General features: G+C 44.5%; 12 protein-coding genes. 9 read left to right on the top strand and 3 right to left on the bottom strand.

Translation table 11 applies throughout. The annotated features are described in order from the left end of the window. Positions 1-30 precede the first annotated feature (30 nt). Together ald and adeR are read right to left on the bottom strand one after the other, a co-directional pair. Complete coding sequence (gene ald, locus ACQVGT_RS04860) at positions 31-1,167, bottom strand: alanine dehydrogenase (RefSeq protein WP_014480718.1); 1,137 nt, start codon at positions 1,165-1,167, stop codon at positions 31-33. Between the two features lie 101 nt (positions 1,168-1,268). Then, positions 1,269-2,537: a sporulation transcriptional activator AdeR gene (adeR, locus tag ACQVGT_RS04865; RefSeq protein ID WP_046340264.1), complete on the bottom strand. Its 1,269-nt coding sequence runs from the start codon at positions 2,535-2,537 to the stop codon at positions 1,269-1,271. Positions 2,538-3,053: 516 nt separating this feature from the next. On the opposite strand from adeR, the gene ACQVGT_RS04870 reads away from it, so the two are divergent. The 9 genes from ACQVGT_RS04870 (at position 3,054) to ACQVGT_RS04910 (ending at position 15,231) form a co-directional block, all read left to right on the top strand. Beyond that, positions 3,054-3,347, top strand: coding sequence for a WXG100 family type VII secretion target (locus ACQVGT_RS04870; RefSeq protein WP_003220661.1), 294 nt, complete (start codon positions 3,054-3,056; stop codon positions 3,345-3,347). A gap of 69 nt (positions 3,348-3,416) precedes the next feature. Continuing rightward, positions 3,417-3,656, top strand: a complete 240-nt coding sequence (gene yukD, locus ACQVGT_RS04875) for an ESX secretion system protein YukD (RefSeq protein ID WP_003228763.1) — start codon at positions 3,417-3,419, stop codon at positions 3,654-3,656. A 14-nt stretch (positions 3,657-3,670) separates the two neighbouring features. Then, on the top strand, positions 3,671-5,029 hold the full coding sequence (essB, locus tag ACQVGT_RS04880) for a type VII secretion protein EssB (protein ID WP_015384529.1): 1,359 nt from the start codon (positions 3,671-3,673) through the stop codon (positions 5,027-5,029). Between the two features lie 60 nt (positions 5,030-5,089). Further along, positions 5,090-9,577: a type VII secretion protein EssC gene (gene essC, locus ACQVGT_RS04885; RefSeq protein WP_041518030.1), complete on the top strand. Its 4,488-nt coding sequence runs from the start codon at positions 5,090-5,092 to the stop codon at positions 9,575-9,577. Then, positions 9,574-12,810 (top strand): type VII secretion protein EsaA, encoded by a 3,237-nt coding sequence (gene esaA / locus ACQVGT_RS04890; protein ID WP_015384527.1) that lies wholly within the window; start codon positions 9,574-9,576, stop codon positions 12,808-12,810. Before essC ends, esaA begins: the two co-directional genes overlap by 4 nt. A gap of 31 nt (positions 12,811-12,841) precedes the next feature. Continuing rightward, entirely contained in the window at positions 12,842-13,297 is a 456-nt protein-coding gene (gene essA / locus ACQVGT_RS04895; protein WP_010886603.1) for a type VII secretion protein EssA, read from the top strand. Positions 13,298-13,359: 62 nt separating this feature from the next. Beyond that, a complete protein-coding gene (locus ACQVGT_RS04900; protein WP_014477842.1) occupies positions 13,360-14,091 on the top strand; it encodes a (S)-benzoin forming benzil reductase in 732 nt (243 codons plus the stop codon). Positions 14,092-14,287: 196 nt separating this feature from the next. Then, a complete protein-coding gene (locus tag ACQVGT_RS04905) occupies positions 14,288-14,818 on the top strand; it encodes an HD domain-containing protein (RefSeq protein ID WP_003244444.1) in 531 nt (176 codons plus the stop codon). A gap of 176 nt (positions 14,819-14,994) precedes the next feature. Next, complete coding sequence (locus ACQVGT_RS04910; RefSeq protein ID WP_003220677.1) at positions 14,995-15,231, top strand: YuzF family protein; 237 nt, start codon at positions 14,995-14,997, stop codon at positions 15,229-15,231. Positions 15,232-15,271: 40 nt separating this feature from the next. Here ACQVGT_RS04910 and ACQVGT_RS04915 read toward each other — a convergent pair whose 3' ends face one another. Beyond that, entirely contained in the window at positions 15,272-15,661 is a 390-nt protein-coding gene (locus ACQVGT_RS04915; RefSeq protein ID WP_015483637.1) for a DUF2283 domain-containing protein, read from the bottom strand. Positions 15,662-15,680 lie beyond the last annotated feature (19 nt).

A 15,680-nucleotide genomic window follows, 5' to 3' on the forward strand; every position in this document is an offset into this window, starting at 1 on the left:
GCAGAAATCTTTCTGCAAGCTCATTGTGAATTAAGCACCCGCCACAGATGATTCATCCTGTAAAGCTTTCTCGGCAGGAACATACTCATAGCCTAGATCTCTTGCTACAGCTTCATAGGTCACGTGTCCGTTTGCGGTGTTTAAACCCGCTCTCAGTGCCGCATTGTCTGCGAGCGCTTTTACTGCCCCTTTGTTCGCGATTTGCAGTGCGTATGGAACAGTAACGTTAGTCAGGGCGATTGTTGACGTACGAGGGACTGCGCCCGGCATGTTCGCTACAGCATAATGCACAACCCCGTGTTTTTCATATGTTGGCTGATCATGTGTTGTGATATGGTCGACAGTTTCGACGATGCCGCCTTGGTCGATCGCTACATCAACAATGACTGAACCAGGTTTCATTTGTTTTACCATTTCCTCAGTGACAAGAGTCGGAGCTTTAGCACCCGGAATTAATACCGCGCAAATGAGGAGATCCGCTTCCGCCACAGCATCAGCAATATTGACCGGATTAGAAATTAACGTTTTAATCTGATGGCCGAAGATGTCATCCAGCTGGCGCAAGCGGTCTGCGTTTAAGTCAATGATCGTCACATCTGCACCGAGGCCGACAGCCATTTTCGCCGCGTTTGTCCCGACAACGCCGCCGCCGATAATCGTTACTTTTCCGCGAGAAACGCCCGGCACTCCGGCAAGCAGAATGCCTTTTCCGCCTTTAGGCTTTTCTAAGAATTGAGCGCCGATTTGCGCTGCCATTCTGCCCGCAACCTCTGACATTGGCGTCAGAAGAGGCAATGTCCGGCCTTCACTGACCGTTTCATATGCGATGGCAGTTACTCCTTTATCCTTCAAGGCCTGTGCAAGCTCAGGCTCAGCTGCTAAATGAAGGTACGTAAACAGCACAAGTCCTTTGCGGAAATAAACATATTCTTCCGGCAGCGGTTCTTTTACCTTCATGACCATTTCGGCGTCCCAGACCTGTTTCGGATCAGCAATGATTTCCGCTCCTGCTGACTCATAGGCTTCATTTTCAAATCCGCTTCCAAGGCCCGCGCCTGTCTCAACCAGCACCCGGTGGCCGTTTGAAATGAGCTGAGAAACGCCCCCGGGTGTTAATGCGACACGGTTTTCATTGTTTTTTATCTCTTTAGGAACCCCTATGATCATATCTGTCTCCTCCTGTATCTGTGATATTTTTAGTGTAGCTTGATATTTTGGAAAATTCTTTGTTTGATTAAGAAAATAAAAAAACATGGATTTGTGAAATTTCACAAATCCATGTGCCGAAGTTTGATATCTAAATAGATGGTGAATTTTTGATTCACATTTTTCAAATCAATTTCAGCGATCTGGCTGATCCGCTTGAGTCGGTAATTCAACGTATTAACGTGTATATTTAACAGCTTGGAAGCGGTATTCACGTTGCTGTCCGCTTCAATAAAGCGCTCTAGCGTCTCTACCAGATTTGACTGGTGATCCCGGTCATATTGTTCCAGTTTGGAAAGCGAGTAATTATAATGGCCCGCCTGTTTCCGTTTTTCATTTAAGACATCTAAGTATTGATAAATGCCTAACTCGGAAAAGCTGAAAAGATGTTTGGTCTCTTCAGCGAACCGTTCCTTCGTTTTTAAGACGGACAATGCTTCCTGATAGGAGCGGGAGACAAAAGAAATAGAGTTGTATATTCCGCCAAAAGCGATAGAAACGTCTTCTATTTTATACCGCTCCTTCAGCTGTTTTTGCGTACTGAAAGCAAACTGTTTTAAATCTTGAAAAGGATGATCTGTTTTGGGTGAGGTTAATATAATAAGTTCATTGGAATCTACGGTCGCCAGCAGCACGTAAACCTGCTGGGTCGTTTCCTGTAAATATTGCAGCTGCTGTTCGATTTTTTCAGTCAGCTCGCCATTTATGCGGATGATCATAACGGAAAACTCTGAAGGAGCGGCCATTCCAAGCTTATGGAACCCATCCGCCATATCATCCTCCTGATGGATGTGTCCGGTCAGCATTTTCCAGAAAAATTCTTGGCTGCGTTCTTCATTTTTCGTTTTTCTGATTTGAAGTTTGAGAAGCTTATTTCTCACTGCTTTTGCTGCCATTTGCAATGTCAGCAGATCTTCATCGGACAATGTTTTTTGGATCTCAAGCGCCCATATGAAGCCAAGCACTTGCTTGTTTTTCCAAATCGAAATAGCGACGCGATTGCTCAGCCCAACTTCATCAATTTGCTTGACTCTGATCGGCTGGTCCGTTTTTAAGAGAGCTGGAATTGTCCCGTCTTTCCACAACTTGTTAATCACCTTCTCCGGTACCCTTCTGCCAATAATGGTAGACGTCCGGGCAGGGTCTGTGCAGTCGCTGTGTGTACTGTAGGCAAGCAGCTTGTGGTTAACATCCTCTATGGTGATCGGGCACCGCAGAACGTCGCTGATATGATCAGCCACATCTTCAAGTCTGTCAAAACTATATTTAAACGGATCATTCGGCATGGTCATAAATCTCCCTACTTGCTTGATTTCTCTTTGACATCTCATCCCCTTCCTTTTATTATGATTGTTGTTGTTTGTGAAAATCAACAACAAAGAACAGAAGCAAAAAAACAATTTCATGAGAGAAACGTTCTATATACATTTGGCGGTGTAATCGCCTCTTTGCAGGACAGTTGTATGCCTCATATAATACGACAGCTTATCCTATTAATCTTCTAAGAAAGTCATCGGAGGCGAGACTAATTAAGGAAAGAAAAAATTGAACCTTTCAGAAATGGTGCTGTAGCATCAAATTTTCTGAAAGGTTTTTTTTGGGAGTTGGGGAGTTATTTGGGTCTTTTGGATTATTCGGAGAATGAAGAGAAGATTAAGAAAATAAACCTATTTACTTTACATTATATGTCATTTTTAAGTGATTCGGGGTAAACCATTGGACTCATTTTGTAAAATTAAAACATATTTGTTTGACTATGCCGAAAAACTGTTTTTATAATAATGACGTTCTAAAAATAAGTGAATTAGCCCATATTTAGGCTGATGGCACAGGAGGTAATGAGGAATATGGCAGGATTAATTCGTGTCACACCCGAAGAGCTAAGAGCGATGGCGAAGCAATATGGCGTTGAAAGCCAAGAAGTATTAAATCAGGTTGATCGTTTAAACCGAATGATCTCTGATTTGAAAAGCATGTGGGAAGGTGCTTCAAGCGAAGCGTTCGCAGATCAATACGAGCAGCTCAAACCTTCATTTATCAAAATGTCAGATTTGCTTCAAGATGTGAATCAGCAGCTTGATCAAACAGCAAATACACTTGAGTCTACTGACCAAGACATCGCAAATCAAATCCGCGGATAACAGTATGAAAGGGAAGGAGCGCCTGATTCAAAAGAAGACGGCGCTCTTTCTATGTAAGGGTGATCCTAAATGTATATTGATATTACAATAGATTTGAAACATTATAACGGCAGTGTCTTTGATCTCAGATTGTCAGATTACCACCCGGTGAAAAAAGTAATTGATATTGCTTGGCAGGCCCAAAGCGTATCTATGCCTCCGCGCGAAGGGCACTGGATCAGAGTGGTGAACAAGGATAAGGTGTTTTCCGGAGAATGCAAGCTGTCTGATTGCGGCATTACAAACGGAGACCGGCTTGAAATATTATGAAAGGATCTGGTTGAATGTCAGGTAAACAAAAATCATATTTAGAAAACCAATTAGAAGCTGTTGCCGAGAAAACAGATGCCGGCTATACATTTACCTTTCAACGGGAAAAAATAAAGCTTCTCGACGGTCTTGAAGCTAACGTGATCAAAGATATAAATCCATTTTTTTATAAAGAAATCGATGTGACGGATGATGAAGTAATCATCACAATCCAACCTCCCTCCTCCTATAAAGCATTCCGCTTCATGAAAGCTAAGGATAAAAAAAGTAAATGGCAGTTTGCCTATCAGCTTGTTCAAGCCGTACAGCAGCACAATCTGTCGAGGCTGAATTTGATTGTCGCTCCTGAAAACATTGTATTCGATAAAGGGCTTACGCCTTATTTTCTCCATTATGGAGTAAAAGAAAGCATTCCTCCTTACGAGCGTGATGAGGAAAGAGTATGGCAGGAGCTGAAAGCGGCAGCGGCTTTGGCAGTTGACGGCGCTTTTGCGTTTGAAGACTACCTGAAATTCAATGAAACGCTGACGTTCTCCGCAGAGGCAAAGGCGATATTAGATGCGGAATCCTATGATGATTTGCTCGAGCTGATTCAAACCCATATTGATGAGCTCGAAGCCAAAGCAAAAACATACATACATATCCCGAGAAAGAAGTGGAACATCCAGCGATATATCGGCCTGGGGCTCATTGTTTTGCTTGTACCGGCACTTATTTATTCGATGTACGCCTTATTTTTCGCGCAGCCAAAGCACCAGGCGATAGTGGACAGCAACCGTGCGTTCTTAAACAAGCAGTACAGTGAAGTCATCAGCACACTGTCCAAGTATGATGCGGAAAGCCTGCCTGAATCGGTGCAGTATCAGCTGGCGACGTCCTATGTTGAGGTCGAAAACCTGGGGAGTGCAAAAACCAAAAATATAGAAAATAACTTAGTCACCCTTCAATCAGACCCTCAGCATTTCTTGTATTGGATTGATTATGGTCGAGGAGAATACAAAGAAGCGATCAGTATCGGCCGTAAGCTTGAATACAATGATTATATTTACTTTGCCCTAGCTAAATATAAACAGCAGCTTTTATCTGAGGATACAAATGATGAAGATATACAAAAAGAACTTGACTCAGTAAATAGTGAGCTTGAAAAAGCCCAAAAAGAACGTCAAGAAAATAAACAGTCTAATTCTGAAACATCGTTAGTCGATACAAGCGAAGAACAGACACAAACAGACGAAGAAAAACAACAAGCAGAAGAGAAAGCGGCAGAAGAAAAAGCCGCAGCCGAGGAAAAAGCCAAAAAAGAAGAACAGAAGAAAAAAGAAGACGAGAAAAAAGAAACAGAAAAGAAAGATGAGAAAAAAGATGACAAATAACGTGAGACATGAAGCACAGGTCATCGCATGCTGCCATTCGGCCGTAAGGGGGTTCGCCATTTGAGTCTATTATGGGTTTTTTACCAAAATAACGTTCAAAAATTAAATCTTTCTAACCTCCCGTCGTCTCATCCGGTGACCATAGGGCCTGATGTGAAGGATTCCGTTACGATCAGCTCCATTCCATTTAATAGCGGAGTGATTTCTCTTAAAAGAAAGGAATCCGGCGGCCAATACGAAGTTTTCCTGGGAAATGATTGTCTCGGCACGATTGAGGCGGATACATCATTTACTCTCCAAACGGATCAGCAGAATATACGCTTGATATTGACGGGCAGTGAACCTGAGAAATCCGTTTATTTTACGGGAAATCGGGATGAAATTGTATGTTCCTCAGAAAAAACGAATGCAGATATTTATCTGAATCCGCAAGATTTTGCATTTGCAGAACAAAGCACGTTTTCTATGCTTCGTTCAGGCGGTCACTGGTCGGTCCGCCCTGAAAGCGGAACGATCTTCTTGAACGGAGAGAAGATCAACGCCAATACGCCGCTCAAGCCGGGGGATGAAATATTCTGGAACTTCACGCAAATGAGGGTGACGGAACAAGACCTTTTAGAAATTGTTCATTATGCCCATTTTGAAACAGCGTTAACAGAAACGGTCAAACCGAGTACAGAGATGCAGAAAAAATATCCGCAGTACAGAAGAACGCCGCGGATGGTATACGATCTGCCGGATGACCGCGTTTCTTTCAGTTTCCCCTCTCAGGAGAGCGATCAAACCAACAGAGGGCTGTGGCTCGTCATCCTGCCTCCGCTTGTGATGCTGATCGTGATGGGCGTAGTTGCCATCATCCAGCCGCGCGGTATATTTATACTCGTTTCTTTGGCGATGTTTATGATGACTCTCATTACCTCGACAGTGCAATATTTCCGGGATAAAAACCAGCGGAAAAAACGCGAGGAAAAACGGGAGCGTGTATATAAGCTTTACTTAGACAATAAGCGGAAAGAGCTTCAGGCACTTGCTGAAAAGCAAAAGCAGGTTCTTGAATTTCACTTTCCTTCATTTGAACAAATGAAATACTTAACAAGTGAAATCAGTGACCGGATCTGGGAAAAATCACTTGAAAGCAAGGATTATCTCCAGCTGCGGCTTGGGACGGGAACAGTTCCGTCAAGCTATGAAATCAATATGAGCGGCGGAGACTTGGCGAATCGTGATATCGATGACCTCATGGAGAAATCGCAGCACATGCAGCGCGTCTATAAAGATATCAGCAATGCGCCGGTGACGGTCGATTTGGCAGAAGGTCCGATGGGGCTTGTCGGTAAATCACAAATTGTGAAAAATGAGATTCACCAGCTAATCGGACAGCTGTCGTTCTTTAACAGCTATCACGATTTGCGTTTTGTATTTATTTTTCATGAAGAAGAGTATAAAGACTGGGAGTGGATGAAGTGGCTTCCGCAATTTCAAATGCCCCATATTTATGCAAAAGGATTTATTTATAATGAGCAAACGCGAGATCAGCTCCTGTCTTCACTTTACGAATTGATCAGAGAGCGTGATCTCGAAGATGACAAAGAAAAACTGCAGTTCAAACCGCATTTTGTATTTGTCATCACGAATCAGCAGCTGATCTCTGAGCATGTCATTCTCGAATATTTAGAAGGACAGCATGAGCATCTGGGCATCTCGACAATTGTCGCAGCGGAAACAAAGGAAAGCTTGTCGGAAAACATTACAACTCTTGTCCGCTACATCAATGAGCATGAAGGCGACATTTTAATACAAAAGAAAAAAGCGGTAAGAATTCCGTTCCGTCTCGATCATCATCAGCGTGAGGACAACGAACGGTTCTCACGCACGCTGCGGACGCTGAACCACCAGGTCGGCATTACGAATTCCATTCCGGAAACGGTATCGTTCCTGGAGCTTTTTCATGCAAAGGAAGTAAAAGAAATCGACATTCAGCAAAGGTGGCTGACAAGTGAATCGTCGAAGTCGCTGTCAGTGCCGATCGGCTATAAAGGGAAAGATGACATTGTGTATCTGAACCTTCACGAAAAAGCACACGGTCCGCACGGCTTGCTTGCGGGGACAACGGGATCAGGGAAAAGTGAATTTCTCCAGACTTACATCTTGTCACTTGCCGTGCATTTTCATCCGCACGAAGCGGCTTTCTTATTAATTGACTATAAAGGCGGAGGAATGGCGCAGCCGTTCCGCAACATTCCCCACCTCCTCGGCACGATCACAAATATTGAAGGAAGCAAAAACTTCAGTATGCGTGCGCTTGCTTCCATTAAAAGCGAGCTGAAAAAAAGGCAGCGCCTGTTTGACCAGTATCAAGTCAATCACATCAATGACTATACAAAGCTGTACAAGCAGGGGAAAGCAGAAGTGGCGATGCCTCACTTGTTCTTAATTTCTGATGAGTTTGCCGAGCTGAAAAGCGAGGAGCCTGATTTTATCAGGGAGCTTGTCAGTGCCGCGCGTATCGGACGAAGCCTCGGCGTTCATTTGATTTTGGCGACACAGAAGCCAGGCGGCATCATCGACGACCAGATCTGGAGTAACTCGCGCTTTAAAGTAGCGCTCAAGGTCCAGGATGCCACCGACAGTAAAGAAATTTTGAAAAACAGCGATGCCGCAAACATTACCGTAACAGGCCGCGGCTATTTGCAGGTCGGAAACAATGAAGTGTATGAGCTGTTCCAATCTGCATGGAGCGGGGCGCCTTACTTAGAAGAAGTCTACGGTACCGAGGATGAAATCGCGATTGTTACAGATACGGGTCTGATCCCGCTTTCTGAGGTTGATACCGAAGATAACGCGAAAAAAGACGTTCAAACCGAAATCGAAGCTGTAGTTGACGAAATTGAACGCATCCAAGATGAAATGGGAATCGAGAAGCTGCCAAGCCCTTGGCTGCCGCCGCTTGCGGAACGTATTCCGCGCACTCTTTTCCCTTCAGACGAAAAAGACCATTTCCACTTTGCGTATGTCGATGAACCTGATCTGCAAAGACAGGCGCCAATTGCTTATAAGATGATGGAAGATGGAAATATCGGCATCTTCGGCTCTTCGGGCTACGGAAAATCGATTACAGCCGCAACGTTCCTGATGAGCTTTGCGGACGTATACACACCTGAAGAGCTTCATGTCTATATCTTTGATTTCGGAAACGGAACGCTGCTGCCATTAGCGAAGCTCCCGCATACCGCGGATTACTTCCTGATGGACCAGTCAAGGAAAATTGAAAAGTTCATGATTCGCATCAAAGAAGAAATTGACCGCCGTAAACGTTTGTTCCGGGAAAAAGAAATCAGCCACATCAAAATGTACAATGCGCTGAGCGAAGAAGAGCTTCCGTTCATTTTTATCACCATTGACAACTTTGACATTGTCAAGGATGAGATGCATGAGCTTGAATCGGAATTTGTCCAGCTTTCCAGAGACGGACAAAGCTTGGGTATCTACTTTATGCTGACAGCAACGCGGGTGAATGCTGTCCGCCAGTCATTGTTAAATAACTTGAAAACAAAGGTTGTCCATTATCTCATGGATCAATCAGAAGGATATTCCATTTACGGCCGTCCGAAATTCAATCTTGAGCCGATTCCGGGACGCGTCATCATTCAAAAGGAAGAGCTTTATTTCGCGCAAATGTTCCTGCCTGTTGACGCTGATGATGATATCGGCATGTTCAACGAGCTGAAATCAGACGTACAGAAACTTCAAGAGCGATTTGCTTCAATGGAGCAGCCGGCACCGATTCCGATGCTGCCTGAGAGCTTGTCGACGAGAGAATTTTCTATCCGCTTCAAGCTGGAACGCAAGCCTTTATCTGTACCGATCGGGCTTCATGAAGAAACAGTCAGCCCAGTCTATTTTGATTTAGGCAAGCATAAGCACTGCCTGATTTTAGGCCAGACTCAGCGCGGGAAAACAAACGTCTTAAAAGTAATGCTCGAACATCTGATTGATGATGAAACTGAAATGATCGGCCTGTTTGACTCGATTGACCGCGGCTTATCTCATTATGCGAAGGAATCAGATGTTTCATATTTGGAAACGAAAGAAGATATTGAGCAGTGGATTGAAACAGCAGAAGACATTTTCAAAACAAGAGAGGCCATGTATGTAGAAGCCGTCCGCCAAGGAGACGCGCAAAATCTGCGATTCTCACAAGTGGTGCTGATGATTGACGGGATAACGAGATTCCAGCAGACGATTGATACGAGAATACAAGACCGTCTCGCTAACTTCATGAAATCATACGCTCATCTTGGGTTCAGCTTTATCCCGAGCGGAAATCACAGCGAATTCTCAAAAGGCTATGACTCCTTGACGACTGAGATGAAGCAAATCCGCCACGCGATTCTGCTGATGAAAAAATCTGAGCAAAATGTCATTCCTCTCCCGTACCAAAGACAGGAGCCTGAGATTCAGCCGGGCTTCGGATATGTTGTGGAAAACGGGAAGGAGCAAAAAGTTCAAATTCCTTTATGTTCTGCTGAAAGGGAGAGTGCTAGATGACAGAACAACGAAAAAGCTTGATCAAGTTAATATCCGCCGTCATCATCATTTTGCTGCTGCCGGTGTTGTTTTTCCGATTTATCGGAGACGACCCAACGAAAAAAGCAGTCAATTCCACCCGGCAAATCGCGGTGGTGAATGAAGACACAGGCGTATTGAGTGATGAGGTAAAGTCTGATGAAGAGGACAAATCCGCCCAGTTCGGCAAGGAAGTAGCGGCCGTTCTGGGTGAACGTCCTGATTATTCGTGGACGGTCGTAAACCGAAGCGCGGCCGAGACCGGTCTCGCTTCAAAGAAATACGATGCGATCGTCTACATTCCCTCAGACTTCTCAAAAAACATTTTGAGCTATGACAAAGACCATCCTCAAAAAGCAACGCTCGAATTCAGCATTCAAGATAACCTGAATGCGGTTAACAAAGAAAAAGTTCAGCGTGAGCTTGAGGATGCCCAAAAGACAATGAACAAAAAAATGTCGGCCTTATACTGGAATTTTGTTTCACAAAAAGTGGACAACGTCAGAGGAGAATTTGACAAGATCGTCAATAAAGAATCTGAATTCCAGAATGTCATGTACAACTTTTACAAACCAAGCTCTAATGATTTAGCAGGTGAAATCAAACAGCAAAAAGACTTAATCGATGAGCTGAAGAAATCAATGAATGAAGCGCAAGGCACGACAAAAGAAAAAGCTTCTACAGCGGAGGAAGCCAAAAACACGCTGAAAGAATTCATTGATACAGTTGAAAGATACAAAGAATATCAAGAAAATCAGAAAAAGCTGCTTTTGGCAGCCCAAGATTCAACACAGCAGCAAATCCGGACAGGTCTGGATGCCATCCAAGCACAGCAAAAGGCGAATCAGTTCAGCGAACGCATGAGCGGGTTGGCAACTGGGATCAGCCAAGCGAAGACACAGCTCGGACAAACCAGTAATGTGCTGGCAAACGCCCAGCAAATTAGGGAAGGGCAAGTGTCCCAGCAGGAACTTGGCATGGCAAAAATCCAAAGTAATTTAATCGAACAATATCAGGCCGCATCAAGACAGGCTGCACTAAATCAGGTGTATGAATTGCTTGTCCCGGCACGTCAGGCATTGACAGTTGCGAAAGGGGACGACCCAGTCATAGACGATGGTTCTGACAACAATGATAAAGATAAAGACCCTAAAGAAGAAGATCCTGAAGAACTCAAAATTGATCTTGAAAAACAGCGTGAAGAACTGAAAAATATCGCTGCTGATATTCAGGATATTTCAGACAATCTGAAGGAGCCTGAAAAAGAGGACCCAACACCGGAGGACCCGGGTACTGAACCAGACGATCCGTCCACTGATAATCCAGAAAAACCTGATGACGGGGGCAGTACAAATCCCGATGATACACAGGGCGACACAGGGAACGACAATAACAGCAGTGATACCGGTAATGACGGACAAACGGACGGCAGTACTCACGATCAAGACCAGCAGAAGGGAACAGACGGTCAGGAGCAGAACGGCGATGCCTCTGATGGTGCGTCCGACAGCGGACAAACCGAAACGGGCACATCTACCGAACAGACTGCATCTTCTGATTCAGCCCTTCAATTTATCAAGCTGGCAAATGAAGGCGGAACCGGAGATTCAGGAGATACCGGTAGCGGCGGAGATACGACGGAGCCTGGGGACCAAGATCAACCAGGAAACGATGACATTTCTGATATCGCCAAAGCAAAAGAACAGCTCAGCAAAGCGTCAGAACGAATTAAGCAAATCGAAGAAGAGCTGAAGGAAAAAGAAAATACACATAATGAAGCACTGAAGAAGAAGCTTCAAGAATTGAAAGAGCAAATGGACGGTCTAAATGATGAAATAGATGATCTCAAAGACCAAGTGAAAACACTCGATGATAATCTCAAAAGACTCGAAGCGAAACGGAAGCGGGAGTTTGAAGGGATTTACAGTGCGATTCGCGAGCTTGAAAATAAAGATCAGCTTCAGTTTTCAGGAGAAATCAATACAGAAAGCATCTCCGCTTTAATGAGATACTATAAATATCTATCTGTTTATGATTCTGTATTATCCGGTACGATTGACAGTGCTGCAAAAGCCGGCGCTATTGACGGCCAGCAGGGCAACGTCAAATCAGTCCTGGCTCTCTCACCTGAAGAATCAGCCAGCTGGGAAGCTCTCAAGAACAACACGATGCAAACTGATGAAGACATTAACAGCTTCATCGACGGAATGACCAAGTTTGCGGATGACTACAGCGGCTTTATCCGTGACTCTCAAGCAGGTGTTCTCGACGAACTGACGAAAATCTCTGAAAGTGCCGCAAAAGCGTCAGAACAGCTTGTAACGGGCGCAACACAGGAATCTGCGACGTTCAGCAACGATGGGCTGTCTGGCACCATGGCACTGAGTGTCCAAGATACGGTCGGCCAGGAAGTGCTGCAAATGTCAGACATGATGGGTTCATTGTCTGATCGCCAGTCAGGCATCATTGATTACACAACCAACATGCAGCAAAGCGTCAATGATGTTCAAGCGAAAGCCGACACCTTAAACAACAACTGGGGGAAAAATGTCGCCTCCACGAAACTCGTGCGCAATGACGTATACGGCATACTCGGAAATACATTAGTAGACGGGCAAAACAATGGCTATGTATATGATTACTTGGCGAATCCGCTTAAAATCAGCGGAGAGGTTCCGGAAGAAAAAATTCAGACGGTACCTCCGGTTGTCATCCTTGTCATTGTGTTGATCAGCAGTCTGTTAATCGGCTATTTCAGCTCGTATTACCAAAACGCACCGCTTCTCGTCAAAGGAGCGTTATTCGGAATTCTGAATATCCTTGTCGGACTTATGATTAGCTTGTTCGGTTTGAATATTTATTCACTGCCGGACGATCAGACGATTAAGTGGTCGGTGTTTACGATTCTATTGCTGGTCGCAAGCTCTGCCTTCATCCGGACGGCATTCAGATTCGGATCAATCCCTGGCTGGGTTGCTTCAGCGGCAATGATTCTATTCTATGTCGCACCGCTTATTGATTTGATCATGCCGAACTTTACATTTGAAGATCCGGTTTCGAAAGTATATATCGACATCCAGTACGGTACTGGGCACTTGTTTACAATGGGAATAACAGTTCTGCTGATCATTACGGTGATTGCCGCGGCTCTGCCGCTGATTATCCGGCTGATGGCTGAACACACAGCAGAAAGCGATGAAACGTATGAAGCGTAATCGCAGCATGGAAAAGGGGATCATGATTTGTATGCTCTCCTTTTCCCTTTTCATACCCTCTGCCGCTGCTGCCCAAACTGAAGAAAATACAGATGTCGCGCCAAACCAGTATGAGAAAAAAGACATCGAAATCGATACGAATTATTTACATGAAGATACCTACTATGAAGAAAAAACAGAACTGCCTGAGGAACAGAAGGATATCACTTTTGATAAACCGAAGGACAAGGACGCCGAGCTGATAAAAGATTTGTTTACATCAACAAATGCCGAGGATTCCAACACGATTGCGGCCCAGTCGAAACAGCTTGGAATTACTTTTGCTGAAAAACCAATGACAAAGACATCATCAACGGAAACAGAAGATGAACAAGAAACATCATCATTGCTGCTGCCGATGATCTATGTCGTACTGATCCTGCTCGGAATTGCAGGCATCGTGTTCCTCATCCCAAAAGTCACAGCGCAGGAAAACAAGAAGGCGTAGGCCGCGTGCTTGTGTTGTGTAAAAGCGGTGCCGTACAATAATAACGGAAAAGGAGGTTTCCAATGGAACTTTATATCATCACCGGAGCTTCAAAAGGGCTGGGTCAAGCCATTGCATTACAGGCTTTAGAAAAGGGGCATGAAGTCCACGCCTTATCCAGAACGAAAACGGATGTCTCTCACAAAAAACTAACGCAGCATCAAATAGACCTCATCAATCTTGAAGAAGCTGAACAGCAATTTGAAACATTGCTCTCATCCATCGATCCAGATCGTTATTCTGGTATTACCCTTATTAATAACGCCGGAATGGTAACGCCGATCAAACGTGCCGGCGAAGCGTCTCTTGACGAGCTTCAGCGCCATTATCAGCTGAACCTGACTGCGCCCGTGCTTTTGAGTCAGCTGTTTACAAAACGGTTTGCTTCATACAGCGGCAAAAAGACGGTTGTCAACATTACTTCAGGAGCCGCCAAAAATCCATATAAGGGATGGAGCGCGTATTGCAGTTCAAAAGCCGGGCTCGACATGTTTACGAGGACATTCGGATTTGAACAGGAGGATGAAGAGCTGCCGGTGAACATGATTTCGTTCTCACCTGGAGTGATGGACACTGAGATGCAGGCCGTCATCCGTTCTTCATCGAAAAAGGATTTCCACCACATTGAACGATTCCGGAAATTAAATGAAACAGGAAGCCTTCGCAGTCCGGACTTTATTGCCGGCACGCTGCTTTCTTTACTAGAAAAAGGGACGGAAAACGGCCGCATTTATGATATTAAAGAGTTTTTGTAGAGCAGATATTTTCTGCTCTTTTTTTATACAAAAGGCTACAGCCAGCGCATTTTATTGAACAGCCGCATATACTGACTGAAACGCTGCTTTTAGGGTATAACAATGATGATAAGAAGATCAAAATGATGTGACATAAGAATTGAGTTTCTCTGCAAATTATGTTAGGATTCTAAAAATATCTAAAGGAGGGGTTTCCATGAGAAAGGTTACATTAATGGATGTTTTCACCCATCCAATTGCACAAAAATATCTTCAGCGTTCCGGCGTGGCACATGCGATTGCCTGCGCTTATCATGCATACAGGCTGTCTGTGAAGGCTGACATTAATCCTGATTTAGCAGCAAAAGCGGCACTGCTTCATGACATCGGCCATTATGAATGGTATACAGACGGAAAGTGGGATTATGAGAAATATAAAAGAAATGACATTCATGCCATTAAAGGGGCGGAACGGGCGCATAAGCTTCTGATTCGGCTTGGCGAGGAACCGAAAGCGGCAAAAGAGATTGCACTAGCTATTTTGCTTCATACAGATTCCTATTTGCCTGAAGGCGAATTAGATAAAAACACGCTGCAGCAGATTGTCAAAAAAGCGGACGAACTGGATGAAGAGCCGGGCGGCCACCATCATTACCGCCAAATTGATCCTTCAACCGCACGAAAAAAAATAGAAAAGCTGGACCAATTAATCGACCAAGCCCAGGCATCCGTGATAAAGCCTGTATAAGTACGGAACAGCGCCAGCTTTCTTCGCTGTCTCCGCTTCATCGATACTTCCTTTACACCCGCTTCCAAACGTATTCTCCTAAAATCTCCGCACCCCTTTGTTTTATCAGGTAAGCCTGTGTCATTATCCATAAGCGCGGCATAAGCTGAGATAAAACACACAAAGGGGATAAAAGTATGGTCAACCAAGGTAGTCCGCAACTGGTCTCTTTAGTCGATCCTTATGTCTATCAGACCATTAAAAAGCTCATCGGCTCAAGGTTCGTTATACAGACAGTACGAGATACGGTCAGAGGCAGACTGATCGATGTAAAACCTGACCATATCACAATTGAAGGAGCCCGAAATTCTGTTTGTTTGATCAGAATCCAGCACATGATTTCCGTCACCCCAGATTACAGTGAGCGGGTCTAACAGTGCTTGCGCATGAAAAATAGGCGTACAACAGGACGTCCTATTTTTCAGTTAAGCGCTGTAAAAATGTACTATGATACATTGTTCCGTCAAGGTCAAAACCGGCAAATTCCTGATAGTTACCATCTGAAAAACAGAAAGTGACGCCGTACACTGTATAGCAGGAACGGATTGAAGCATGCTGTCGGACACGAAAATGATAACCGTCTGAATCTTTTACATAAAGCCGGGATTTCCCGGTAAATGGGGCACAGAGGTGTGCTGCCTTACCAAAACATTCGAATCCGGCAATTTTGCCGTCTTGGTCGATATCCAGCAGGATACAATCATTGACCTTAAGCTCCTCAGACCGCATATTCCTGTTCTTTTCCGGAGGATGAACATAGATATAAGCCAGTTCTGAATCTGTATCGTATGTCACGGCCTTCATCACCAACACTCCTTTCATT

Source organism: Bacillus sp. SCT118 (assembly GCF_058566435.1).

What these genes read in the sequence shown, in the direction of transcription:
- ald (WP_014480718.1), bottom strand. Translation starts at nt 1,167, where the DNA reads ATGATCATAGGGGTTCCTAAAGAGATAAAAAACAATGAAAACCGTGTC.
- adeR (WP_046340264.1), bottom strand. Translation starts at nt 2,537, where the DNA reads ATGAGATGTCAAAGAGAAATCAAGCAAGTAGGGAGATTTATGACCATG.
- ACQVGT_RS04870 (WP_003220661.1), top strand. Translation starts at nt 3,054, where the DNA reads ATGGCAGGATTAATTCGTGTCACACCCGAAGAGCTAAGAGCGATGGCG.
- yukD (WP_003228763.1), top strand. Translation starts at nt 3,417, where the DNA reads ATGTATATTGATATTACAATAGATTTGAAACATTATAACGGCAGTGTC.
- essB (WP_015384529.1), top strand. Translation starts at nt 3,671, where the DNA reads ATGTCAGGTAAACAAAAATCATATTTAGAAAACCAATTAGAAGCTGTT.
- esaA (WP_015384527.1), top strand. Translation starts at nt 9,574, where the DNA reads ATGACAGAACAACGAAAAAGCTTGATCAAGTTAATATCCGCCGTCATC.
- essA (WP_010886603.1), top strand. Translation starts at nt 12,842, where the DNA reads ATGCTCTCCTTTTCCCTTTTCATACCCTCTGCCGCTGCTGCCCAAACT.
- ACQVGT_RS04900 (WP_014477842.1), top strand. Translation starts at nt 13,360, where the DNA reads ATGGAACTTTATATCATCACCGGAGCTTCAAAAGGGCTGGGTCAAGCC.
- ACQVGT_RS04905 (WP_003244444.1), top strand. Translation starts at nt 14,288, where the DNA reads ATGAGAAAGGTTACATTAATGGATGTTTTCACCCATCCAATTGCACAA.
- ACQVGT_RS04910 (WP_003220677.1), top strand. Translation starts at nt 14,995, where the DNA reads ATGGTCAACCAAGGTAGTCCGCAACTGGTCTCTTTAGTCGATCCTTAT.
- ACQVGT_RS04915 (WP_015483637.1), bottom strand. Translation starts at nt 15,661, where the DNA reads ATGAAGGCCGTGACATACGATACAGATTCAGAACTGGCTTATATCTAT.